Origin of the sequence: Curtobacterium sp. MCBD17_026 (assembly GCF_003234895.2) — a bacterium.
In the GTDB taxonomy this organism is placed as follows: domain Bacteria; phylum Actinomycetota; class Actinomycetes; order Actinomycetales; family Microbacteriaceae; genus Curtobacterium; species Curtobacterium flaccumfaciens.
Genome location: NZ_CP126281.1, coordinates 472,412 through 495,131 on the forward strand (window position 1 = coordinate 472,412; position 22,720 = coordinate 495,131).

At 71.9% G+C, this 22,720-nt stretch carries 18 protein-coding genes; all 18 read left to right on the plus strand.

Features of this window, described 5'->3' with window-relative positions; translation table 11 throughout:
• Positions 1-168: 168 nt before the first annotated feature.
• Positions 169-2,859 carry a glycoside hydrolase family 2 protein gene (locus tag DEI85_RS02295; RefSeq protein WP_111123503.1) on the plus strand — a complete coding sequence of 897 codons (2,691 nt, stop codon included), beginning with the start codon at positions 169-171 and terminating at the stop codon, positions 2,857-2,859.
• A gap of 111 nt (positions 2,860-2,970) precedes the next feature.
• Complete coding sequence (locus DEI85_RS02300) at positions 2,971-4,518, plus strand: sugar transferase (RefSeq protein WP_111123502.1); 1,548 nt, start codon at positions 2,971-2,973, stop codon at positions 4,516-4,518.
• Positions 4,519-4,671: 153 nt separating this feature from the next.
• The gene (tatA, locus tag DEI85_RS02305) at positions 4,672-4,956 is read left to right on the plus strand and encodes a twin-arginine translocase TatA/TatE family subunit (RefSeq protein WP_110858933.1); all 285 of its coding nucleotides are present in this window, start codon (positions 4,672-4,674) and stop codon (positions 4,954-4,956) included.
• A 104-nt stretch (positions 4,957-5,060) separates the two neighbouring features.
• A complete protein-coding gene (locus DEI85_RS02310) occupies positions 5,061-6,479 on the plus strand; it encodes an MFS transporter (RefSeq protein ID WP_111123501.1) in 1,419 nt (472 codons plus the stop codon).
• A 53-nt stretch (positions 6,480-6,532) separates the two neighbouring features.
• Complete coding sequence (locus DEI85_RS02315) at positions 6,533-8,701, plus strand: ATP-dependent Clp protease ATP-binding subunit (RefSeq protein WP_110858750.1); 2,169 nt, start codon at positions 6,533-6,535, stop codon at positions 8,699-8,701.
• A 74-nt stretch (positions 8,702-8,775) separates the two neighbouring features.
• Positions 8,776-9,330, plus strand: a complete 555-nt coding sequence (locus DEI85_RS02320; protein ID WP_111123500.1) for a DUF2231 domain-containing protein — start codon at positions 8,776-8,778, stop codon at positions 9,328-9,330.
• 45 nt (positions 9,331-9,375) lie between these two features.
• Positions 9,376-10,029 carry a response regulator transcription factor gene (locus tag DEI85_RS02325; RefSeq protein ID WP_111123499.1) on the plus strand — a complete coding sequence of 218 codons (654 nt, stop codon included), beginning with the start codon at positions 9,376-9,378 and terminating at the stop codon, positions 10,027-10,029.
• Between the two features lie 62 nt (positions 10,030-10,091).
• Positions 10,092-11,231 (plus strand): sensor histidine kinase, encoded by a 1,140-nt coding sequence (locus tag DEI85_RS02330; RefSeq protein WP_111123498.1) that lies wholly within the window; start codon positions 10,092-10,094, stop codon positions 11,229-11,231.
• Complete coding sequence (locus DEI85_RS02335; RefSeq protein WP_111123497.1) at positions 11,228-11,746, plus strand: hypothetical protein; 519 nt, start codon at positions 11,228-11,230, stop codon at positions 11,744-11,746. Before DEI85_RS02330 ends, DEI85_RS02335 begins: the two co-directional genes overlap by 4 nt.
• Positions 11,743-12,861 (plus strand): peptidoglycan-binding protein, encoded by a 1,119-nt coding sequence (locus tag DEI85_RS02340; protein ID WP_146248993.1) that lies wholly within the window; start codon positions 11,743-11,745, stop codon positions 12,859-12,861. The genes DEI85_RS02335 and DEI85_RS02340 overlap by 4 nt, the downstream gene beginning before the upstream one ends.
• Positions 12,858-13,607 carry an ABC transporter ATP-binding protein gene (locus DEI85_RS02345; RefSeq protein ID WP_258369768.1) on the plus strand — a complete coding sequence of 250 codons (750 nt, stop codon included), beginning with the start codon at positions 12,858-12,860 and terminating at the stop codon, positions 13,605-13,607. Before DEI85_RS02340 ends, DEI85_RS02345 begins: the two co-directional genes overlap by 4 nt.
• Positions 13,604-14,791 carry an ABC transporter permease gene (locus tag DEI85_RS02350; RefSeq protein WP_181436361.1) on the plus strand — a complete coding sequence of 396 codons (1,188 nt, stop codon included), beginning with the start codon at positions 13,604-13,606 and terminating at the stop codon, positions 14,789-14,791. Before DEI85_RS02345 ends, DEI85_RS02350 begins: the two co-directional genes overlap by 4 nt.
• Before the next feature lie 287 nt (positions 14,792-15,078).
• Positions 15,079-16,404, plus strand: a complete 1,326-nt coding sequence (locus tag DEI85_RS02355; protein WP_220038932.1) for a sugar ABC transporter substrate-binding protein — start codon at positions 15,079-15,081, stop codon at positions 16,402-16,404.
• A 242-nt stretch (positions 16,405-16,646) separates the two neighbouring features.
• Positions 16,647-17,477, plus strand: coding sequence for a carbohydrate ABC transporter permease (locus tag DEI85_RS02360; RefSeq protein WP_284183458.1), 831 nt, complete (start codon positions 16,647-16,649; stop codon positions 17,475-17,477).
• The gene (locus DEI85_RS02365; protein WP_258376411.1) at positions 17,474-18,361 is read left to right on the plus strand and encodes a carbohydrate ABC transporter permease; all 888 of its coding nucleotides are present in this window, start codon (positions 17,474-17,476) and stop codon (positions 18,359-18,361) included. Before DEI85_RS02360 ends, DEI85_RS02365 begins: the two co-directional genes overlap by 4 nt.
• A gap of 261 nt (positions 18,362-18,622) precedes the next feature.
• A complete protein-coding gene (locus DEI85_RS02370; protein WP_071404329.1) occupies positions 18,623-19,411 on the plus strand; it encodes a DeoR/GlpR family DNA-binding transcription regulator in 789 nt (262 codons plus the stop codon).
• Positions 19,408-20,403 (plus strand): 1-phosphofructokinase family hexose kinase, encoded by a 996-nt coding sequence (locus DEI85_RS02375; RefSeq protein ID WP_111124333.1) that lies wholly within the window; start codon positions 19,408-19,410, stop codon positions 20,401-20,403. Before DEI85_RS02370 ends, DEI85_RS02375 begins: the two co-directional genes overlap by 4 nt.
• 79 nt (positions 20,404-20,482) lie before the next feature.
• Positions 20,483-22,612 carry a PTS fructose transporter subunit IIABC gene (locus tag DEI85_RS02380; RefSeq protein WP_111124334.1) on the plus strand — a complete coding sequence of 710 codons (2,130 nt, stop codon included), beginning with the start codon at positions 20,483-20,485 and terminating at the stop codon, positions 22,610-22,612.
• Positions 22,613-22,720 lie beyond the last annotated feature (108 nt).

A 22,720-nucleotide genomic window follows, 5' to 3' on the forward strand; every position in this document is an offset into this window, starting at 1 on the left:
GCCGAGCACCCCTCGCGCGAGCGCAACCCGTTCGTGCGCGCGACGTGACGACGCCCGGGCAACCGGTGCCGAGCCTCCAGGCCGTGGGAACCGGCCGTGGGTCGGACCGCCGGTCGGCGTCCCCGACCGAGGCTGACGGACACCCTGCCGCCGAAGAGAAGGACCCGCATGACCCTCGAACGCGAGGAACTCCGCGACGACTGGACAGTGACCCTGGCCGGGGGAACCGGCGCACCGGACGGTGTCGCGGGCCCTGCCATCCCGGCGACGGTGCCGGGCCAGGTGCACACCGACCTGGAGCGGGAGGGCCTGCTGCCGGACCCGACGTTCCACCTGAACGAGCAGCCTGCCAAGTGGGTCGGACGCGCCGACTGGGCCTACCGCCGCACGGTCGACGTCGACCCGCGGGGCCACGAGCGCGTCGACCTGGTCTGCGACGGCCTGGACACGGTCGCGGAGCTCAGCCTGGACGGCGTCGTCGTGGGCACGACCCGCAACATGCACCGTCGGTACCGGTTCGACGCCCGGGTGCAGACGGGGTCCGGCGGTACCACGAAGGACCTCGAGATCCTGTTCGAGTCGCCCTACCGCGAGGCCGGCCGGGTCGCCGCGAAGGCGGGCAGCATGCCCGGTCCGTACGACGAGCCGTTCCCGTACATCCGCAAGATGGCGTCGAACTTCGGCTGGGACTGGGGCCTGACGGCGGTCACGAGCGGCCCCTGGCGGCCGGTCGCGATCGAGCGTTGGTCGACCGCCCGCCTGCGCGAGGTCCGCCCGCTCGTCGACGTCGAGGCCGGCGAGGGCGTGCTCGATGCGCACATCACCGTCGAGCGCTCGGGCATGAACGACCTGGACCAGGACGGCGAGGACGACGACCTCGTGCTCGTCGTCACCGTCAGCGGCGAGACCGAGGACGGCGGCACCACACGCCAGCGGTCCCGCGCGCAGCTGACCCCGAAGGACGACGAGACGGTCGTCACCGTGCGCGTCCCCGAGGCGCGGCGCTGGTGGCCGCACGGCTACGGTGCGCAGCCGCAGTACGACGTCGTGGTCGAGCTGCAGACCGTCGACGGCGAGGTGCTCGACCGCGACACGTTCCGCACCGGGTTCCGGTCGACCCGCATCGAGACCCAGGTCGACGGCATCGGTCGCCCCTTCGCCGTGCACGTCAACGGCACGCTCATCGACGTCCGGGGCGTCAACTGGATCCCCGACGACGTCATCATCTCGCGCGTCGACCGTGCCCGACTCGAGTCCCGGTTGGGTACCGCGGCCTCGCTCGGGACGAACCTCGTGCGCGTCTGGGGCGGCGGAGTGTACGAATCGCGCGACTTCTACGAGGTCTGCGACGAACTCGGTCTGCTCGTCTGGCAGGACTTCCCGTTCGCGTGCTCGGCCTACCCCGAGGTCGAGCCGATCCGCAGCGAGGTCATCGCCGAGGCGCGGGACAACGTCGCCCGGCTCGCCCGTCACCCCTCGCTGGTGGTCTGGAACGGCAACAACGAGAACATCTGGCTGCACGACGCCGACGGCTGGGGTGCGGAGCTGGGCGATCGGGGCTGGGGACTCGACTACTACCTCGACCTGCTGCCGACCATCGTCGACGCCGTCGACCCGTCGCGCTTCTACACGGTCGCGTCGCCGTGGTCCGGCTCCGAGTCGCTGCCCGCGAACGAGGTCGACCACGAGACGCACCATTCGTGGGACGTCTGGAACCGGCTGCCCGACACCGCCTACCGCGAGTCGGTGCCGCGGTTCGTGTCCGAGTTCGGCTGGCAGGCGCCGCCCGCCTGGCGCACGCTGCGCGAGGCGGTCACGGACTCGCCGCTCCGGGTGGACTCGCCCGGTGTGGTCCACCACCAGAAGGCGGCCGACGGGATGGCCAAGCTGGCCCGCGGGCTGGAGCCGCGCTTCGGCGCGGTCGACCCGGCCGCGTTCGACGCGTGGCACTACCTGACGCAGCTGCAGCAGGCGCGGGCGATCGCGACCGGCATCGAGCACTGGCGCACGCACTGGCCGCGCAACACCGGCGTCGTGGTGTGGCAGCTGAACGACCTGTGGCCGGTGTCGTCGTGGTCGGCGATCGACTCGGCGGGGCGGCTGAAGCCGCTGGCGCACGAGCTGCGCCGCCTGTACGACGACGTGCTGCTGACGATCCGTCCGGTGTCGTCGGTGTCGGTGACGCCGGGTGCGGCCGGTACCGCAGATGCGTCGGGTGCGTCGGGTGCGGAGCGGACTGGAGGCCCGGATCACCCGGGTGGGTCGGCTGCGGTCGGTGAGACGGCCGACCTGGGCGAGCTCGCGGACACGCTCTCGCTGGGTGTCTCGCCCGGCGCGTTCGGGTCCTCACCGGTCGAGGTGGCCGTCCGGTCGACCCGCACCGGTCACGACAGCGTGGTGCGGGTGCGCCGGATCACCACGGCCGGCACGATCCTGGCCGAGGTGTCACTGCCGGTCCGGTTGTCCGGTGCCGGCGTCGCGGTGGTGTCGCTGCCCGAGTCGGTCGGTGTCGTCGACGACCCTGCGAACGAGCTCATCGTCGCGGACATGGACTGGCGCCGCGCGGTCTGGACCCCCGGCCCCGACGCTGCGATCCGCTGGGAGCCCGCCCGCTACCGGACCTCGTTCGCGGTGGTCGACGGCGGTCTGGACCTGACGGTCGAGGCCGACTCGCTCGTGCGCGACCTGCTGGTGCAGCCGGACCGGGTCGCGGACGGCGGCACGGTCGATCGTGGGTTCATGACGCTGCTGCCCGGGGAACGGGTGGTGTTCCGGCTCGGCGGTGTGACCGAAGCGGACGTGCCGGCGCTGCGAACGGAGCCGGTCCTCTGGAGTCTGGACCGCGCGCTCGCTCGTTGATATGCAGTACGGCACGCTGATATATTTATTCCCGCGCCGCTCGTTGTCGTGACCTGAGCGACTCCGGCGTCCGATCGACCTCCTCGTCGACCGGTCGACAGGAGGTCTCACATGTCGCTCGCCATGCGCCCACCCACCGGGGCGGTGCCGACCGTGCTGCACCCGACCGCGCTGCACCCGAGCGTCCCTGTTTCTTCCCCTGCCGGGGCCGCAGGGGTCACCGCGTCGCACCGGACGATCGCTCCGGCGGGGGCGCGCCGAGGGTTCGTCCCCGCGGTGGCGCTGCTCGACCTCGTGCTGCTGCTCGCCGCGTTCGTCATCGCCCACGTGGCGCGGTTCCCCTGGGAGCTCGCGTCCGTCCGGCCGCGGTCCGGCTGGTTCGAGTTCGTCGTGGCCCCCGCCATCGTCGTGGTGTGGATGCTCCTGCTCTCGGTGTTCCGCACCCGTGACCCCCGGATCGCCGGCATCGGCGGCGACGAGTACCGCCGCCTGGTCACCGCGAGCCTCGTCGCGGTCGCCGGTGTCGCGGTCGTGGCGTACGCAGCGCAGCTCGACCTGGCTCGCGGGTACGTCGCGATCGCGTTCCCGTTGGGGCTCGTGTTCCTGGCGCTCGGCCGCAAGGGGGTCCGGACGGTGCTCGCTCGGAGCCGTGCCAGGGGTGAGCACCTGCAGGACGTCCTGATCGTCGGCGACGCCGAGGACGTCCGGTACGTGGGCGCGCGGATCGCCGCCGCACCGAGCGCCGGCTACCGAGTGCGTGCCGTCGTGACGGACTGTGCTCCGGTCGGGGCCGAGGTCGACCTGGGGGTGGCCACGGCTCCTGTCGTCGGCGGCATCGAGGACGTGCTCGCGCACGCCCGGGCCGAGGGTGTGTCGGCCGTCGTCGTCGCGGGTGCGGTGCGCGGTGGGCACGCGCGCCTGCGGCGACTCGGGTGGCAGCTCGAGGAGCACGGCGTCGAGCTCGTCGTGTCCTCTCCCCTGGCCGACATCGCCGCCGGGCGGGTGCACGAGCGCCCCGTGGACGGGTTGCCGCTCATGCACGTCGAGACGCCCGACTACCGCCGACGCGCGGGCAAGCGGGCACTCGACGTCGTCGGCGCCGCGCTCGGCCTGACGCTGCTCTCCCCCGTCCTCGCCGTGGTCGCGCTGGCGATCCGCGCCGACGACGGCGGGCCGGTCTTCTTCCGGCAGGTCCGCGTCGGTCGCGGTGGCGCGGAGTTCCCGATCCTGAAGTTCCGGACCATGTGCGTCGACGCCGAGGCGCGCATGGCTGCCCTGCAGTCCGAGAACGAGGGCGCCGGTCCGCTGTTCAAGATGAAGGACGACCCGCGGGTGACCCGGGTCGGTGCGTTCCTGCGACGGACCTCACTCGACGAACTGCCGCAGCTGTGGAACGTGTTCACCGGTTCGATGAGCCTGGTCGGCCCGCGGCCTGCCCTGCCACGCGAGGTCGCGCTGTACGAGGACTTCGCGGACCGCCGACTCCTCGTGACCCCGGGGATCACCGGCCTGTGGCAGGTCAGCGGCCGATCGGACCTCGACTGGGCCGAAGGGGTCCGGCTCGACCTGCACTACGTCGAGAACTGGTCGTTCCTGCACGACCTCGTGATCCTCGCCCGCACCGTCCCGTCGGTGCTGCGGTCCCGCGGCGCGTACTGAGAGCGCTGCGCTTCCCTGTACGAACGGTGTCCGTTCCGGTGCCCGGCCTGGGCATCCAGGGGTGGGGGAGTTACGATGGACGCACACGGACTTCCGCCGCGTGGGTCGACGACGATCACCGGACGGCGACCAGTTCCACAACAAGGAGTCATGATGCTCGGAAACCTCGGCGGCATTCACCTGCTGATCATCCTCGGGATCGTCATCCTGCTGTTCGGCGCGACCAAGCTCCCGGCGCTCGCCAAGGGCCTCGGCCAGTCGATCAACATCTTCAAGAAGGAGATGTCCGACGACGAGAAGAAGGCTCAGGCCAACGGCACGGCGCCGGACGGCACGGTGCACAACAGCACCGTCCAGAACGCTCCCGCCGAGCCGACCGCCGGTCCGGTCCTGAACCCGGGGCCGAGCGCGCAGCCGAACACCGACTCCCGGCGTTAGGACACCCAGCCCCGTCCTGTCGGCAGCCCCCGCGACCACATCGGTCGCGGGGGCTTCGTCGTGCGGGATCGACCGCGGGGTACCCCGTGCCGCAGGATGAGCACATGACCGCTCCCGTTCCCGTCCCGGCCCCCGTGCCGCACGGAGTCGCGCCGCTCCGGGACGACCGGCGGATCGTGCTGGTGGTGGCGATCCTGGCGTCGTTCGTCGTCGGGCTCGACTCGAGCGTCGTGAACGTCGCGCTCCCCGCGATCCGGCAGGAGCTCGGCGGCGGACTCGTCGTGCAGCAGTGGGTCGTCGACGCCTACCTGGTCACCCTCGGCTCGCTCATCCTGGTCGCCGGCAGCCTGTCCGACCTGTTCGGCCGGGTCCGGATCATCACGTGGGGGCTCGTGGTCTTCGGGATCGCGTCCGTGGCGTGCGCCATCGCCCCGACCGGCGAGGTGCTCATCGTCGCGCGGGCGCTGCAGGGCGTCGGCGGGGCACTCGTCATGCCGAGTGCACTCGCCCTCATCGTCGCGGCGTTCCGCGGGGCGGCGCAGGCGAAGGCGATCGGCACGTGGACGGCGTGGTCGAGCGCGGCCACGATCCTCGGTCCCGTGGTCGGCGGGTTGGTGGTCGACGGCATCGGGTGGCGGTGGGTCTTCGTGCTCACCGCGGTGCCGATCGCCGTCACGATCCCGCTGGTCCTGCGCATCACCGGCGACGTGCACCCTGCGGTGCGCCCACGCATCGACGTCGTCGGGGCCGTGCTCGCGGTGGTCGGGGTCGGCGGGGTCGTGCTCGGACTCATCGAGCAGGAGCGGTTGGGGTGGGGTGCACCCGTGGTGGTGGGTGCCCTCGTGCTCGGTGCCGCCGCACTCGTGGCCTTCGTGCCGTGGGAACTGCGGGTGACCCGGACGACGGGGTCGCCGCTCGTGCCGCTCGAGCTGTTCCGGGCGCGGAACTTCACGGTCGGCAACCTCGCGACACTGTCCATCTACGGCGCGCTCGGCATGGTGTTCTTCGTCGTCACGCTGTTCCTGCAGGAGGTCTGGCGGTTCCCGGCCTGGCTCGCCGGCCTCGCGACGCTGCCGCCGACGATCATGCTGCTCGCGCTGTCCACCGCCGTGGGGTCCGCGGCGGGTCGGTTCGGCCCGCGGTGGTTCATGGCTGCCGGGCCGGCAGTGGGGGCGGTCGGGGCGCTCCTGCTGCTGCTCGCCGGCGACGACCCGATCGGCTACTGGTGGTCGGTGTTCCCCGGGCTGGTGCTGATCGGCGTGGGCATCGCCCTGATGGTCACACCCCTGACGAGCGCGGTGCTCGGGTCGGTGCCGCAGTCCGAGGCAGGGTCCGGTTCGGCCGTGAACAACGCGGTCGCGCGGATCGCCGGACTCGTCACGGTGGCACTGGCCGGCGTGGTGCTCGGCGGCGAGGTGAGCGTCGACGGGCTGCACCGGGCCATGGTGGTGATGGCGCTCCTGCTGCTGGCCGGTGCCGTCGTCTGCGCGGTGGGGATCCGGAATACGTCCGAGCGCAAGTAAGTTGAGTGGAATAGACTCAACTCCAGGACCACCGCAACGAAAGGACGGAACGCATGGCGAACCTCCAGGGCGCTCCTGACTCGCAAGAACGGCAGAAGACCGCCCTCGAGCAGTACGGCATCGACCTCACGGCGATCGCCCGCAGCGGCAAGCTCGACCCCGTGATCGGACGCGACGCCGAGATCCGGCGCGTCTCCCAGGTGCTGACGCGACGCACCAAGAACAACCCGGTGCTCATCGGCGAGCCCGGCGTCGGCAAGACCGCCGTCGTCGAGGGGCTCGCGCAGCGCATCGTCGCCGGCGACGTCGCCGACTCCCTCAAGGACAAGCGGCTCATCTCGCTCGACATCTCCGCCCTGATCGCCGGCGCCAAGTACCGCGGCGAGTTCGAGGAGCGACTCAAGGCCGTGCTCAAGGAGATCAACGACTCCGACGGGCAGGTCATCACGTTCATCGACGAGCTGCACACCCTGATGGGTGCCGGTGGCGGCGAGGGGTCGGTGGCGGCCTCGAACATGCTCAAGCCGATGCTCGCCCGCGGTGAGCTCCGGCTCATCGGCGCGACGACCCTCGACGAGTACCGCGAGTACATCGAGAAGGACGCCGCGCTGGAGCGGCGCTTCCAGCAGGTCTACGTGGGTGAGCCCAGCGTCGAGGACGCCGTGGCGATCCTCCGCGGGCTCAAGGAGCGCTACGAGGCGCACCACAAGGTGACGATCAACGACTCCGCACTGGTCGCCGCCGCGAGCCTGTCGAACCGGTACATCTCCGGCCGCCAGTTGCCCGACAAGGCCATCGACCTGATCGACGAGGCCGCGAGCCGACTCCGCATGGAGATCGACTCCAGCCCGGTCGAGATCGACGAGCTGAAGCGGAACGTCGACCGTCTGCGTGTCGAGGAGTTCGCGCTCAAGCAGGAGAAGGACGACGCCTCCAAGGCCCGCCTCGAAACCCTGCGCAACGAGCTGCACACGCGCGAGGAACGGCTGGCCGAGCTCGAGCAGCGCTGGCAGGCCGAGCGCGCGAGCCTGAACCGCATCGGTGAGCTCAAGCAGCAGCTCGACGACCTGAACATGCGGTCGCAGCGAGCCCAGCGCGAGGCCGACTACGAACTCGTCTCCCGGCTGGAGTACGGCGAGAAGCCCCGCATCGAGGCCGAGCTCGCCGCCGCCGAACAGGCCGAGAGTGCCGACCGGATGGTGAACGACAGCGTCACCGACGAGGACATCGCGGCGGTCATCGCGCAGTGGACGGGCATCCCGCTCGGTCGGCTGCTGCAGGGTGAGACCGAGAAGCTCCTGCACCTCGAGAGCGAGCTCGGCCGCCGGATCATCGGGCAGCGCACCGCCGTGACCACCGTGTCCGAGGCCGTCCGTCGCACCCGCGCCGGCATCTCCGACCCGGACCGCCCGACCGGTTCGTTCCTGTTCCTCGGGCCGACGGGCGTCGGCAAGACCGAGCTGGCCAAGGCGCTCGCCGAGTTCCTGTTCGACGACGAGAAGGCCCTCGTCCGCATCGACATGAGCGAATACGGCGAGAAGCACTCCGTGGCCCGCCTGATCGGTGCCCCGCCCGGGTACGTCGGGTACGAGGCCGGTGGGCAGCTGACCGAGGCGGTCCGCCGCCGTCCGTACTCGGTGATCCTGCTCGACGAGATCGAGAAGGCGCACCCCGAGGTGTTCGACGTGCTGCTCCAGGTGCTCGACGACGGGCGACTGACCGACGGCCAGGGGCGCACGGTCGACTTCCGGAACACGATCCTCGTGCTGACGTCGAACCTGGGGTCGCAGTTCATGACCGACCTGTCCCTGAGCGACGCGCAGCGGGAAGAGGCCGTCCGTGAGCTCGTGCAGCAGGCGTTCCGGCCGGAGTTCATCAACCGTCTCGACGACATCGTGGTGTTCCAGGCCCTGACGGCCGACGACCTCGGACAGATCGTGTCGCTCTACGTCGACCGGCTGGCCCGCCGTCTGACCGACCGCCGGCTCGAGCTCGCCGTCACCCCCGAGGCACGCGGCTGGCTGGCGGAGCGTGGGTACGACCCGCTGTACGGCGCGCGGCCCCTGCGTCGCCTGATGCAGCGGCAGATCGACGACCGGTTGGCACGCGCCATCCTGTCGGGTGACGTCCGCGACGGCGACACGGTGCGGGTGGACGTCGCGGCGGACGGGGACGGTCTGACGGTCGAGCCCTTCGAGCTGGCCGAGATCGTCGAGGAGTAGCCCACCAAGACGGACGGGAGGCCCGTCACCGGTTCCTGGGACCGGTGACGGGCCGTTCGTCTACCGTCCACGGCATGCCTGAGATCCGCGCGATCCGTCGCCTCACCGACGCCGTCGAGCACGCGAGCGTGCTCGACAAGGCCGTCGACATCGACCGTGCCGTCGTGAACGCCCTCGCCAAGCCGAAGGCCCTGCGCCAGCTGCTGCACGGCGTGCCGTTCGGCCACCCGATCCACCCGCTCATGGTGCAGGTGCCCCTGGGCGCCTGGATCTCCGCCGCGGTGCTCGACCTGGTCGGCGGGAAGGGCAACGCGAAGGCCGCCAAGACCCTGGTCGGCGTCGGGGTCGTCTCGGCGAGCAGCGCCTCGGTCGCCGGCTACGTCGACTGGTCCGAGCTGAACCGCGAGCAGCTCCGCACCGGATGGGTGCACCAGGCCGTGAACTGGACCGGTCTGTCGTTGTACGGCCTGTCGTGGCTGCAGCGGAAGCGCGGCAACCACGGCGCCGGCAAGCTGCTCGGCTTCGCGGGTCTCGCCGTCGTCAGCGTCGGCGGGTACCTCGGCGGACACCTGTCCTACCGACAGCGTGCCGGCGTGAGCGAAGACGGCGAGGTGCCGTTCGACGCCTGATCCACTTCCCAGGTCCGGCAGAGGTACATCACGTGTGATGTACCGATGCGCGTACTCGTGGTGGACGACGAACGGGCCCTCGCCGACCTGGTCGCGACGGGCCTGACCCGGCAGGACATGGCGGTGGACGTCGCCTACCGCGGCGACGACGCCGACGAGCTGCTGGCGGTGCACGACTACGACGTCGTCGTGCTGGACCGTGACGTCCCCGGGCTGCACGGCGACGAGGTCGCACGGCGTCTGGCCGCCCGCGGTGCACTCACGCGGATCCTCCTGCTCACCGCCGCGACGACGTTGAGCGCCCGTGTGCACGGGCTCGAGCTCGGTGCCGACGACTACCTGACCAAGCCGTTCGAGTACCCGGAACTCGTCGCCCGGGTGCGCGCGCTCGGTCGGCGGAGCGTCGCACCCGTCGCCCCGGTGCTCGAGCGTGCAGGGTTCGTCGTCGACACGAACCGGCGGATGGCGACACGTGACGGTCGCCCGCTCGACCTGACCTCGAAGGAACTCGGGGTGCTCGAGACCCTGCTCCGTGCGGACGGCCGGATCGTCTCCGCTGAACACCTGCTCGAGAAGGTCTGGGACGTGAACACCGACCCCTTCACCGCCGCGGTACGGGTCACGATGTCGAAACTCCGCCGGAAGCTCGGGGACCCGGACCCGATCCGGACGGTGCCCGGCCAGGGCTACGCGTTGTGAGGCGACGGCCCGGGCTGTGGAGCATCCGGACCCGGACGGCTCTGACGTTCGCGCTCGCGGCCATGGCGCTGGCGACCGGGGTCGTCCTCTTCACGAACACGATGTCGCTGGCCGGTGTCGGTGCCGGCCTCGACACTGCGGCCGTGCAGCGCGCCCCGTCCGGATCGAATGGCGCCACGACCGCTCCGGCCCCGATCGAGGCGGACGGCGCCGACGACGACGGTGCGGCGGTGATCCGGCTCGTGGCCGTGCAGCAGTGGCAGTGGTCCGCGGTCGGGATCGCGGGTGCCGGGCTCGCGGCCGGGGGCATCGGTTGGCTCGTCAGCCGCCGGGTCCTCCGCCCCATCGACCGGATCACCGCGACCACGAACCGCATCTCGGCGTCGAACCTGCACGAGCGCATCGCGCTGGACGGTCCGGACGACGAGCTCCGGCGACTCTCACGCACCGTCGATGACCTGCTGGCCCGCCTGGAGACCGCGTTCGAGGGCCAGCGTCGGTTCGTCGCCCAGGCGTCCCACGAACTCCGGACGCCCCTCGCGGTGCAGCGCGCGGCGGTGCAGATCGGGCTGCACGACGACGCCGACCCCGCCGACGTCCGAGCGGTCCGGGCGGAGCTGCTCGAGCAGAACCGTCGGACCGAGCGGTTGGTCGAGTCGTTGCTCGTGCTCGCCGAGGCCGATCGCGGGCTGGCGGGTGCGACGCGCGCGGTCGACCTGGACGAGGTGACCGCCGAGGTCGTCGCTGGGGCGGCCCGAGACGCGGCCGAGGCGGGGGTGACGCTGACCCACGAGCGCCGCACCGGGCCTCCCGGCCTGGTCGTACCGGGGGAGCCGACGCTGCTGCGGCAGCTGCTCGGCAACCTGGTCGGCAACGCCGTCGAGTACAACGAACCCGGCGGTGCCGTCCTGGTGACCACGGAGCCCGACGGGTTCGTCGTCGAGAACGGCGGGCCGGCGGTCCCGGCGGACGAGGCGGGACTGCTCGTCGAACCGTTCCGCCGCGGCGGGACGGACGACGCACGCGGGCAGCACAGCGGTCTCGGGCTGTCGATCGTGGCCGCGATCGTGCGCGCCCACGGGTGGCGACTGTCGATCGCCGCACGGCCGGCCGGCGGGCTGCTCGTCCGGGTCCGTGTTTCGCCGGTGCAACCCGACGTGCACGCGGGGCGAAACAGCCGTTCCGGTGTGCTGGGGACATGAACCACACCACGATGACGACCACTCGTCGCACCCGGTCCCTGATGAGCGCGGCCGCGGCCGTCGTCCTGCTGCCGCTGCTGCTGGTCGGCTGCTCGGACACGGCACCGGACGACGACACGACGACTGCGGCCGGGGGTGCGGCGCCCGGCGTCGCCCTGGCCGAGTGCATGCGCGACCGCGGCTACGACGTGCCCGACCCCGGCACGGGTGGCGGGGCGATGCAGCTCAGTGCACCCGACGGCGTCGATCCCGATCAGTACCAGGAGGACCTCAAGGGCTGCCTCGACGACTCCGCAGCGGCCGGCGACGCGCAGGCCGCGCAGCCGATGCCGGGCAGCGAGGAGATCGCGAGGAAGACGGCGGAGTGCCTGCGGGAGCAGGGGTTCCCGGACTTCCCGGACGACCAGGAGGCGCAGAGCCGGTTCCAGCCCGACGACCGAGAGGCGTTCGACGAGGCCGCCGGCACCTGCACCGACGCGGCCTTCGAGGCCGTCCGGGGCGGAGCCGGATCGTGAGCCACCGGCGGGCCCGACGCCGGACGATCGTGTCGGTGTGCCTCGTCGCGGCGGTGGCCGCGGGGGTCGGGACGTGGGCCCTCGCCACGGTGCCGACTGGTCCGGGAGCCTCGGCCAGCAGTGGGTCGCGCGGCGGGACTGCGTCGACCGGAGCCACCGCCACGGTCACGCGCGGCGACCTGACCGACTCGAAGGTGTTCGCCGGGACGCTCGGGTACGGCGCGGCGACGGGGGTCCCCGGGGCCGCCGCCGGCATGATCACCTGGCTGCCCCGCGCCGGCGACGTCATCGAACGCGACGGGGCCCTGTACGCCGTCGACGAGCGGGACGTCCGGTCGATGTACGGCACCGTGCCGCTCTGGCGTGACCTGGAGCGGGGGCTGCAGGGCGCCGACGTGCGGCAGCTCAACGAGAACCTGGCCGCGCTCGGGTACGACGTGTCCGTGGACGACCGGTTCGGTCCACGGACCGAGCGAGCCGTCCGGCAGTGGCAGCAGGACCGCGGACACGAGGTGACCGCGGTGCTGACGGCGGACGACGTCGCCTTCGTCGACGGCGCGGTCCGGGTCGCCTCGGTCGACGGTCGGCTCGGGGAGCGGATCGCCGGCGGAGCGGGTGCGGGGGCGGGTACGGCTGGTGCTGGTGCTGGTGCTGGTGCGGCGGGTGACGTCCTGCAGGTCACGAGCACCCGGCGCGTGGTCGCGGCGACCGTGCCCCAGCGCGACGCCGAGCGGCTCGCGGTCGGCACCGACGTCCAGGTCCGGGTCAACGGCGCCGGGGCGGCCATGCCCGGTTCGGTCGTCGACGTGCAGCCGACGACGAGCGAGGACGGCGGCACGGCCGTCGACGTCTCGGTGTCGTTCGACCCGGGGAAGCGCACACTGCCCGCGGCAGCGTCCGCGCAGGTCGACGCGAAGGGCACCACCGAGCACGACGTCCTGTCGGTGCCGGTCGCCGCACTCGTCGCGCGCGCCGGTGGCCGGTACGCCGTCGACGTCGTGCAGCGGGACGGCACGACGGAGCGGGTCCGGGTCGAGCCCGGCTTCAGCGCGGACGGACGGATCGCGGTCACCGGGGCCCTGACCGCCGGCGACCGCGTGGTGGTGCCCGGATGAGCGCCGCCGTGCTGCCACCCGCCGCCGTGCTGCCACCCGACTCCGTGCTGCGACCCGACTCCGTCCTGTCGCTCCGGGACGTCACGAAGACGTACGGCGACGTCGGAGCCCTGCGCGGGGTGTCGCTCGAGGTCACCGCGGGCGAACTCGTCGCGGTCGTCGGCCCGTCGGGGTCGGGCAAGTCGACGATGCTCAACGTCGTCGGGACCCTCGACCGTCCCACGTCCGGCACGGTGACGATCGCCGGCAACGACGTGGCGACGATGTCCGACGACGCCCTGTCCGGGCTCCGTGCCGACCACATCGGGTTCGTCTTCCAGCACTTCCACCTGCAGGCCGGCGCGACCGCCACCGAGAACGTCGCCGACGGCCTGCTCTACCAGGGCGTGCCCCGGCGCGAGCGGCACCGACTGGCGGTCGAGGCCCTGGGCCGAGTGGGCCTGGCGCACCGGGTGGACCACCGACCGCACCAGCTCTCCGGCGGTGAGCGCCAGCGCGTCGCCATCGCGCGGGCCGTCGTGGGCGACCCGACGATCCTGCTCGCCGACGAACCGACGGGTGCACTCGACACTGCGTCCGGTGCCGCGGTGGTCGAGCTCCTGCGCGAGCTCAACGCGGCGGGCACGACGGTCGTGGTCATCACGCACGACCTCGACCTGGCGGCGTCGCTGCCCCGGCAGGTCCGGATGCGCGACGGCCGGATCGAGCACGAGGTCACGCCGGTCGTCGACGAGGTCGCCCGATGAGCCGGCGTCGGTCCGTGGGCGCGGTCGACCTGCTCCGCCTCGGCGTCTTCGGGTTGCGGACCCGTCCGGGTCGCGTCGTGCTGTCGGCGCTGGGCATCGCGATCGGCATCGCGGCGATGCTCGCGGTCGTCGGGATCTCGTCGTCGAGCAAGGCGGAGGTCGACCAGGTGCTCGACACGCTCGGCACGAACGTGCTCACCCTCACCCAGGCGCAGGGCCTCGGCGAACCGGTCCCGTTGCCGTCCACCGCACTCGAGTCGGTGCTGCGGCAGGACGACATCGAGTCGGCCGCGGCCGTCGGCATCGTGCCGGACACCGGTGTGTACCGGAACGACCACGTCCCGGCGCCCGAGACGAAGGGCCTCGAGGTGCTCGCCGCGTGGGGCGACGTGCCGCGGGTCCTCGGCGGGCAGCTCGCAGCCGGGCGGTGGATCGACGACGCAGCCGGGGCGCCGCCGCAGGTGGTGCTGGGGGCACGGGCGGCCGCGGTCCTCGGCTTCGACGACCTGCATCCGGACAGCCGGGTGTGGATCGGCGGTCGGTGGGTGCAGGTGGTCGGGGTGCTCGAACCCGTCGCGCTCGCCGAGGACCTCGACTCGCGGGTGTTCGTGCCCCGCGGGTCCGCCGGGCAGCTGGGCTTCGACGGGGCCCCGACCGCGGTCTACACGCGCGTCGACCCGGCGCACGTCGAGCGGTCGAGGGACCTGCTCGCCGGTGCGGTCCGACCCGGGGCACCGCAGGACGTCGGCGTGACACGGCCGTCGGACGCGTTGGCCGCGAAGGACGCCACGGACGACTCCTTCACCGGGCTGCTGGTCGGCATCGGCGGGGTGGCGCTGCTCGTCGGTGGCATCGGGGTGGCGAACACGATGGTGATCACCGTCCTGGAACGGCGGGCCGAGGTGGGCGTCCGTCGTGCGCTGGGGGCCCGTCGTCGCAGCATCCGCGACCAGTTCCTGGTCGAGTCGTTGCTGCTGTCGTTCCTCGGCGGGCTGGCCGGTGTCGTGCTCGGCGTCGCGGTGACGGTCGTCTTCGCCGTCACGCAGGGGTGGCCGGTCGCACTGCCGGTGTGGGCCGTCGTCGCCGGGCTCGGTGCCACGGTCGTCATCGGCGGGGTCTCCGGGCTCTACCCGGCGGCACGCGCAGCGCGGATCCCGCCGACGTCCGCCCTGGCGGCCGTCTGACGCGTGCCGTGGACGCGCGCACAGGAGGCCCGGTGCCGGTCCGGTGGACCGGCACCGGGCCTCCAGGCAGTCGCTTCCACACGCCGGACGCGAGACGCAGATCATGCCTGGTCATGACCACCTGGTCAAGCATCTGCGTCGATCTGTTCGACATCCGTGATGCCCCGGAAACACGCGGATCGAAAGAGGTCACAGGGACCGATCCAACGGTTGACAAGGGGCCGTGCAGGGTCTTCTATTGCGAATACGCAACGTCCTTTCATAAAGGTCGGACCAAGGGAGTCATCGTGACACGAACGCGTTTCGCCGCACTCGGTGCGCTCGCCCTCGCAGGCGCGCTCGCCCTCACCGGGTGCTCCGCCGGGAGCAACGCCGCTTCCGACGGCGGCACGAAGTCCATCGGCACGCCCGATGGCAAGGGCAAGACCATCACCGTCTGGATGATGAACGGCGACCTGAGCGACAAGGTGCTCGACGCCGCCGGCAAGCAGTTCACCGCCGACACCGGGGCGAAGGTGAAGATCCAGACCCAGCAGTGGGACGGGATCACCACCAAGCTCACCACGGCGCTCGCGCAGAGCGACGCCCCCGACGTCGTCGACCTCGGCAACACGCAGGTGCCGGTCTACGCGGCCGCCGGCGGGTTGACCGACCTGACGCCGTACCGCGACGAGCTCAAGGACGGCCAGACCTGGCTCACCGGGCTCGAGGGCCCCGCCACCGTCGACGGCAAGCTCTACGGGGCGCCGCTGTTCGCCGGCAACCGGGCCGTGGTCTACGACAAGCAGGTCTGGAAGGACGCCGGCGTGACCGACGTGCCGACCACCTACGACGAGCTCACCGCCGACCTCGACAAGGTCAAGGCCGCCAACCCGGCCAGCGACTTCTCGGCCTTCTACATGCCCGGGCAGTACTGGTACGGCGGGCTGCAGTGGGTCTGGGACGCCGGCGGCGAGATCGCGACGGACAAGGGCGGCAAGTGGACCGGCACGCTCGACTCCGCGGACGCGGTCGAGGGGCTGACCGCCTGGAAGGACTTCCAGAACGCGTACTCGGCGAAGTCCACCCAGGACATCAACACCGACAAGCCCTCGCAGAGCGACGTCTTCGCGCAGGGGAACACCTCGGCGTTCCTCGGGTCCGCCTGGGAGATCGGCTCGATCACCACGGCGAAGCCGGAGCTCGCGGACCGCATCGGCACGTTCCCGATGCCGTCGTCCACGGCGGGGAAGACGCAGCCGGTGTTCCTCGGCGGCTCCGACCTGGGGATCCCGGCGAAGGCGCAGAACCAGGAGCTCGCGCTGTACTACCTGAAGATCCTGACCTCGAAGGAGTTCCAGCAGGACCAGGTGTTCGGGGTCGACGGCTGGGAGCCGAACTCCACCGAGCTGCTCGACGCGGTCGCCGGCGACGTCGACGAGCTGCACAAGCCGTACTTCGAGGCGGCCGGCACGAGCCGACCGACCCCGGCCACCCCGGGCTGGGCCACCATCGAGGGCGACGCCTCGTTCCAGTCGATGTTCGCCGACGTCGCCACCGGCCGGAAGTCGCCGGAGCAGGCCGCCGAGGGCTTCTCGAAGCACCTCACGACCGCGCTGAACGCGCAGCCGTAGGCGATGACGTCCACTGCGGAGCCGGTGACCGACGCGGAGCAGTCCGCGCCGGTCACCGGCGGGCGGGGTGCGGGGCCGGCGAGCCGGCGGCCGGGGGGGACGGCCGGCGGGCCGGCGGACCGGTTCGGGGGCCGTCGCGGGGGTCCCGTCGGGGTGGGCGCGGCGCGGGTCGTCGGTCGCCGGTCGGGTCGCGGGCGCCGCTCGTCCTGCTGGCCCCGGCGGCGCTGCTGCTCCTGGCCCTCGTGGTCTACCCGCTCGTCCGGCTCGTCGTCATCTCGTTCCAGGACTACGGGCTGCGGGCGATCTTCACCGGGCAGGCCGGGTTCACCGGGCTGACGAACTACACGGACGTCCTGACCGACGCGTCGTTCTGGCCGGTCATCCTGCGCACCGTGCTCGTGACGGGCGCGATGGTCCTGGGCACGATCGTCATCGGCATGGGGGTGGCGCAGCTGCTCACCCGCCTCGGGGTCGCGATGCGCACCATCGTCAGCGTCGTGCTCGTGCTGGCCTGGGCGATGCCGAACGTGGCCTCGAGCCTGGTCTGGCAGTGGCTCTTCCAGCCGTTCTACGGCGTGCTCAACTGGCTCATCACGCAGCTGCGGGTGTTCGGCGACCACACGCAGGACAACTGGGCGTCGCACCCGGGGCAGGCGTACACGATCGTGCTGACGCTCGTCATCTGGCAGGCCGTGCCGTTCGTGGCGCTGACACTGTACGCCGCGCAGTCCCAGATCGCGCCGGAGTACTACGAGGCCGGTGCGCTCGACGGGGCCTCGGTGTGGACCATGTACCGCGCGATCACGCTGCCGGCACTCGCGCCGACGCTGCTGCTCGTGTCGATCCTGTCGGTGATCTGGGACTTCAACGTCTTCAACCAGATCTGGCTGCTCACCCGAGGCGGACCGGAGGAGGCCACGCTGACCCTCGGCATCTGGACCTTCGTGCAGTCGTTCGTGTCCAACGCCTACGGGCAGGGCGCGGCGATCGCCGTGATCTCGACCCTGATCCTCGGGGTGCTCACCAGCTACTACATCCGCCGGCTCGTCCGCAGCGGCGAGGAGGACCTGTGACCGTCTCGAGAACGGCGCCCCGTGCGGGCGGCGCGTCCGCGCCGGGCCCCGTGCGGGTGGGCAAGCGCAAGCCGCGCGTCGTCGCGAACACCATCGCCGTGCTGTTCTGCCTGGTCTGGGTGTTCCCGATCTACTGGATGGTGAACACCGCCTTCAAGCCCGCCGACGAGGTCACCACGATGACCCCGATCTGGGCGCCGCTGCACCCGACGCTCGACAACTTCACGCGTGCGCTCACGCAGGAGGGTTTCCTGGTCTACCTGCGGAACTCCTCGATCGTCGTGGTGGCGGCCGTGCTGCTGTCGATCGTCGTCGGGTTCCTGGCGTCGGCGGCACTGTCGCGGTTCCGGTTCCGGGGGCGGCGGGCAATCCTGGTCGCGATCCTGTTCGTGCAGATGATCCCGTCGGGCGCACTGCTCATCCCGCTGTTCCTGTCGTTCCAGACCCTCGGGCTGCTGAACAGCTACGTCGGGCTGATCCTGGCGTACGTGGCGAGCGTGCTGCCGTTCTCGATCTGGGTGATGCGTGGCTTCTTCGTGGCCGTCCCCGTCGAGATCGAGGAGGCGGCGAAGGTGGACGGTGCCGGCACCTTCCGGATCCTGTGGAGCGTGCTGTTCCCGCTCGTCATGCCCGGGGTCATCGCCACGAGCGTGTTCGCGTTCATCGCGGCGTGGAACGACTACCTGATCGCGTACGTGATGCTCAAGGACCAGGGGATGTACACGTTGCCGGTCTGGCTCGCCGGGTTCTCGACGAACAAGGGTACGGACTTCGGAGGGCTGATGGCGGCGAGCGTGCTGTTCTCGATCCCCGTCGTGGTGTTCTTCCTCATCGTGCAGCGTCGACTGGTCAGCGGGATGACGGCGGGCGCCGTGAAGGGGTAGCCGTCGCAACAGCCCGCATCTGCGTGGTGTCGCGTGGTCGCAACACCCCGCATGGTTGCCTGCGAGCGGTCACAGAGCGTCGGCTGGCGCGGTCGCCGCCGACGTTTCGTGCCCCCTCGACCTCCGGCTTGCGACGTGTTGTGACCGCTGTAGCGCACGGCTGACACCTGCGGACGTGTTGGTTGCACGACGGAACGGTTGCGTTCTTGTGGGTTTCAGACGTACAGTGCTCGAAACCCAACGGAACGAAGGAGTTCGGGCATGTACGCAACCGAGCGGCACACCGCCATCGCCGCCGAGCTGCAGTCCGCCGGTCGCGTGTCGGTCGCCGGTCTTGCCGAGCACTTCGACGTCACCACCGAGACCGTGCGCCGTGACCTCGACGCCCTCGAGTCCGCCGGGGTCCTGCGCCGGGTCCACGGGGGAGCGGTCCCCGTCGGCCGCTCGAGCGTCGTCGAACTCAGCGTCGCCGAGCGCGAGGGGCAGCACGGCACCGCGAAGTCCGCGATCGCCCGCGCCGCGATGCGACTGGTGCCGCCGACCTTCACCGGCTCGATCGCCCTCGACGCCGGCACCACCTGCGCCGCCGTGGCCTCCGAACTCGCCCGCTGGGAGCCCGAGGTCGCCGGCTCGACCATCACCGTCATCACGAACTCGGTGCCGATCGCCGCCACCCTGCAGCACAGCGAGCACCTCGAACTGCACCTGCTCGGCGGCCGCGTGCGTGGCGTCACGAGCGCCGCGGTCGGCACGGCCACCGTCGAGCAGATCGGCGCCCTCCGGCCCGACGTGGCGTTCATCGGCACGAACGGCCTGTCCGCCGGCTTCGGTCTGAGCACCCCGGACGAGTACGAGGCCGCCGTGAAGGGCGCCTACGTGCTCGCCGCCCGACGGGCCGTGGTGCTCGCCGACGCCGCCAAGCACGGCGTGGAGGCCCTGATGCGGTTCGCGCGCCTGGACGAGATCGACACGCTCGTCACCGACGAACAGCCCCCGGCCGACCTCGCCGGTGCGCTCGCCGACGCCGACGTCGAGGTGGTCGTCGCATGAACGTCCGCATCGTCACGGTCACCCCGAACCCGTCCCTCGACCGCACGATCGAGCTCGCCGGCGAACTGCAGCGCGGCGCCGTCCAGCGTGCCACCCGGTCCACCGCGGAACCCGGCGGCAAGGGCGTCAACGTCTCCCGCGTCGTCGTCGCGAGCGGAGGGGACACCGTCGCCGTCCTGCCCGGCGACGAGCTCGACCCGGTCCTGCTCGGCCTGGCCACACGCGGGATCCCGACGGCCGCGCTGCCGATCGGGGCGCCGCTCCGGTCGAACGTCACCGTGACGGAGCCGACCGGCACCACGACGAAGCTCAACGAACCCGGCCCCTCGCTCGCCGGTCGCCTCGACGACCTCGCCGCCCTGGTCGCCGACACCGCCGCTGCGACCGCCACCGGCCCCGCCGCCCGCTGGGTCGTGGTCGCCGGGTCGCTGCCGCCCGGTCTGCCCGACGACGCGCTCGCCGTGCTCGTCCGGGCCGTCCGTGCCCGCCACGGTGCGGACGTCCGGATCGCCGTCGACTCGTCCGGGGTGCCGTTCACCGCGCTGCTGCAGTCGGGCGAACGGATCGACCTGGTGAAGCCGAACGCCGAGGAACTCGCCGAGGTCGTCGGCGGCGACCCCGAGGAGTACGAGCGCGACCTCGACGCCGCGGTGGCCGGGGCCCAGCGGCTGCGGCGGAGGAACGTCGGCACGGTCCTGCTCACCCTGGGCAGCGCCGGCGCCGTGCTCGTCTGCGACGAGGGCGCGTTCGCCGCCGCCGCACCGAAGATCGTCGCCCGGTCGACGGTCGGCGCGGGGGACTCCTCGCTCGCCGGCTACCTGCTCGCCGAGGTCGCCGGCGCGTCGCCCGAGCAGCGTCTCGCACAGGCCGTCGCCACCGGTGCCGCGGCCGCGGCCCTGCCTGGCAGCGACGTGCCGGCACTCGACCACACCGACCCGACGGCGGTCTCCGTCCGGGTGCTCGACACGCACCCGGCACCCGAACCCGCCTGATCCCCTCCCCATCCCGCCCGACCACCCCACGAACACCTGCACCACCGCGCGATCAGCGCCATTGCGAAGGAGCAAGCACATGTCCGCAGACTCGAGTCCGCGCCTCATCAGCGCACAGCTCGTCGGCCTCGACGAGGACCTCGGCGCCACCTCGACCGACGTCATCCGGGTGCTCGCCGACCGCGTCGCCGCGACCGGCCGCGCCGCCGACGGTGCCACGCTCGCCGACGACGCCGTCAAGCGCGAGGCGAGCGTCGGAACGGGCGTCCCCGGTGGCATCGCCATCCCGCACGCCCGGTCGGCGTCGGTGTCCGAGCCGACGCTGGCGTTCTCGCGCCTGGCTCGGAAGGTGCCCTTCGGCGCCCCGGACGGCGACGCCGACATCGTGTTCATGATCGCCGTGCCCGAGGGGGCCGACAAGGACCACCTGACGGTCCTCTCGACCCTGGCCCGGGCGCTCATCCGTGACGACTTCACGGCCGCGCTGCGCGCCGCGACCACGGCCGACGAGATCGTCCAGTTGGTCGACAACGAGGTGAGTGGCGAAGTGGCCGAGGCCGGCGTCGGGAACGCAGGACGGGCCTCCGGTGCGACGACCGCCGCAGCCGGCGCGACCGCCGCAGCCGGGGCGACCGCCGGCGCCCCCGCCGCCGACCGCAAGGTCTTCGTCGGCGTCACCGCCTGCCCGACCGGCATCGCGCACACCTACATGGCGGCCGACGCCCTCGTCGCCGCGGCCCAGCGTGCCGGTGCCGAGATGCACATCGAGACGCAGGGGTCCTCGCAGGTCGAACCCCTCGACCCGGCGCTCATCGCCCGGGCCGACGCCGTGGTGTTCGCGGTCGACGTCGACGTCCGCGACCGCGGTCGGTTCGCCGGCAAGCCGCTGGTGTCCGGACCCGTCAAGCGCGGTGTCGACGAGCCCGACGAGATGATCGCCGAGGCCCTCCGCGCCTCGGAGGACCCGCACGCCGCACGCGTGCAGGGCGGCGCCGCCGTCGAGGGCGGGACGAACAAGTCGAACGAGCACTTCGGTCAGGCGCTCAAGCGCTGGCTGCTCACGGGCGTCAGCTACATGATCCCGTTCGTCGCCGGCGGCGGGCTCCTCATCGCGCTCGGCTTCCTGCTGTCCGGGTACGGCATCGCGCTGACCCACGGTGACTCGGGCCAGAACAACGCCGTCTTCACGCTCACCAACTACACCCTGCTGAACCTGCCGCCGGAGGGCCTCGGCTACTACCTCGGCGCGGCCGCGTTCCAGATCGGCTCCGTGTCGCTCGGGTTCCTGGTCGCAGCACTCGCCGGGTACATCGCCTACGCCATCGCCGACCGTCCGGGCATCGCACCGGGCTTCGTGGCCGGGTCCATCGCCGTGTTCATGAACGCCGGGTTCCTCGGTGGTCTGGTCGGTGGCCTCATCGCCGGTGCCGCCGCGTACTGGATCGGGCGCATCCCGACCTGGCGCTGGCTGCGCGGCCTGATGCCGGTCGTGATCATCCCGCTGTTCGCGTCGATCATCGCCTCGGGCCTCATGCTCCTGGTGCTCGGTGGCCCGATCGCCTGGGTCATGACCGAGCTCACCGCGTTCCTCAACTCGCTGTCCGGTGCTTCGGCCGTGCTGCTCGGGATCATCCTCGGCCTGATGATGGCGTTCGACCTCGGTGGCCCGGTCAACAAGGTGGCGTACGCGTTCGCCGTCGCCGGGCTCGGTGCCGGGACCGCGAGCAACACGGTGCCGTTCGAGATCATGGCCGCCGTCATGGCGGCCGGCATGGTGCCGCCGCTCGCACTCGCGCTCGCCTCGACCGTGCTCTACCGCAAGGGCTTCACGAAGCCGGAGCGCGAGAACGGCAAGGCCGCGTGGCTCCTCGGTGCGTCCTTCATCTCCGAGGGTGCGATCCCGTTCGCCGCCGCCGACCCGCTGCGCGTCATCCCGGCGTCGATGGTCGGTGCCGCGATCACGGGTGCGATCTCGATGGCCGCCGGCGTGACGTCGCGAGCGCCGCACGGCGGGATCTTCGTCTTCTTCGCGATCGGTGACGTCCTGATGTTCGTCGTCGCGATCCTGGCGGGGACCGTGGTGTCCGCGCTGGTGCTCGTCGCCCTGAAGAAGTGGGTCCGTCGTCGCCCCGTCGACGAGGCCGCTGCGGGCAGCGAGGCTGCCGTGGCCGGCGAGACGGTGGGCCAGCGCGCTCCGGTCGCCGCGTAGTCGACCGCAGCACACGACGGACGGGAGGCCCGGTGCCAGCTGGCACCGGGCCTCCAGTCCGTTGGTGGTCGCCACGCACCGCCGGCCGCGCGTCGAGCGGTCACGTCA

Excerpts from the sequence above, each read along its gene's own strand:
- DEI85_RS02310 (WP_111123501.1), top strand. The coding sequence starts at position 5,061 with ATGACCGCTCCCGTTCCCGTCCCGGCCCCCGTGCCGCACGGAGTCGCG.
- DEI85_RS02300 (WP_111123502.1), top strand. The coding sequence starts at position 2,971 with ATGTCGCTCGCCATGCGCCCACCCACCGGGGCGGTGCCGACCGTGCTG.
- DEI85_RS02335 (WP_111123497.1), top strand. The coding sequence starts at position 11,228 with ATGAACCACACCACGATGACGACCACTCGTCGCACCCGGTCCCTGATG.
- DEI85_RS02320 (WP_111123500.1), top strand. The coding sequence starts at position 8,776 with ATGCCTGAGATCCGCGCGATCCGTCGCCTCACCGACGCCGTCGAGCAC.
- DEI85_RS02370 (WP_071404329.1), top strand. The coding sequence starts at position 18,623 with ATGTACGCAACCGAGCGGCACACCGCCATCGCCGCCGAGCTGCAGTCC.
- DEI85_RS02380 (WP_111124334.1), top strand. The coding sequence starts at position 20,483 with ATGTCCGCAGACTCGAGTCCGCGCCTCATCAGCGCACAGCTCGTCGGC.
- DEI85_RS02345 (WP_258369768.1), top strand. The coding sequence starts at position 12,858 with ATGAGCGCCGCCGTGCTGCCACCCGCCGCCGTGCTGCCACCCGACTCC.
- DEI85_RS02375 (WP_111124333.1), top strand. The coding sequence starts at position 19,408 with ATGAACGTCCGCATCGTCACGGTCACCCCGAACCCGTCCCTCGACCGC.
- DEI85_RS02325 (WP_111123499.1), top strand. The coding sequence starts at position 9,376 with ATGCGCGTACTCGTGGTGGACGACGAACGGGCCCTCGCCGACCTGGTC.
- DEI85_RS02330 (WP_111123498.1), top strand. The coding sequence starts at position 10,092 with ATGGCGCTGGCGACCGGGGTCGTCCTCTTCACGAACACGATGTCGCTG.
- DEI85_RS02295 (WP_111123503.1), top strand. The coding sequence starts at position 169 with ATGACCCTCGAACGCGAGGAACTCCGCGACGACTGGACAGTGACCCTG.
- DEI85_RS02315 (WP_110858750.1), top strand. The coding sequence starts at position 6,533 with ATGGCGAACCTCCAGGGCGCTCCTGACTCGCAAGAACGGCAGAAGACC.
- tatA (WP_110858933.1), top strand. The coding sequence starts at position 4,672 with ATGCTCGGAAACCTCGGCGGCATTCACCTGCTGATCATCCTCGGGATC.
- DEI85_RS02350 (WP_181436361.1), top strand. The coding sequence starts at position 13,604 with ATGAGCCGGCGTCGGTCCGTGGGCGCGGTCGACCTGCTCCGCCTCGGC.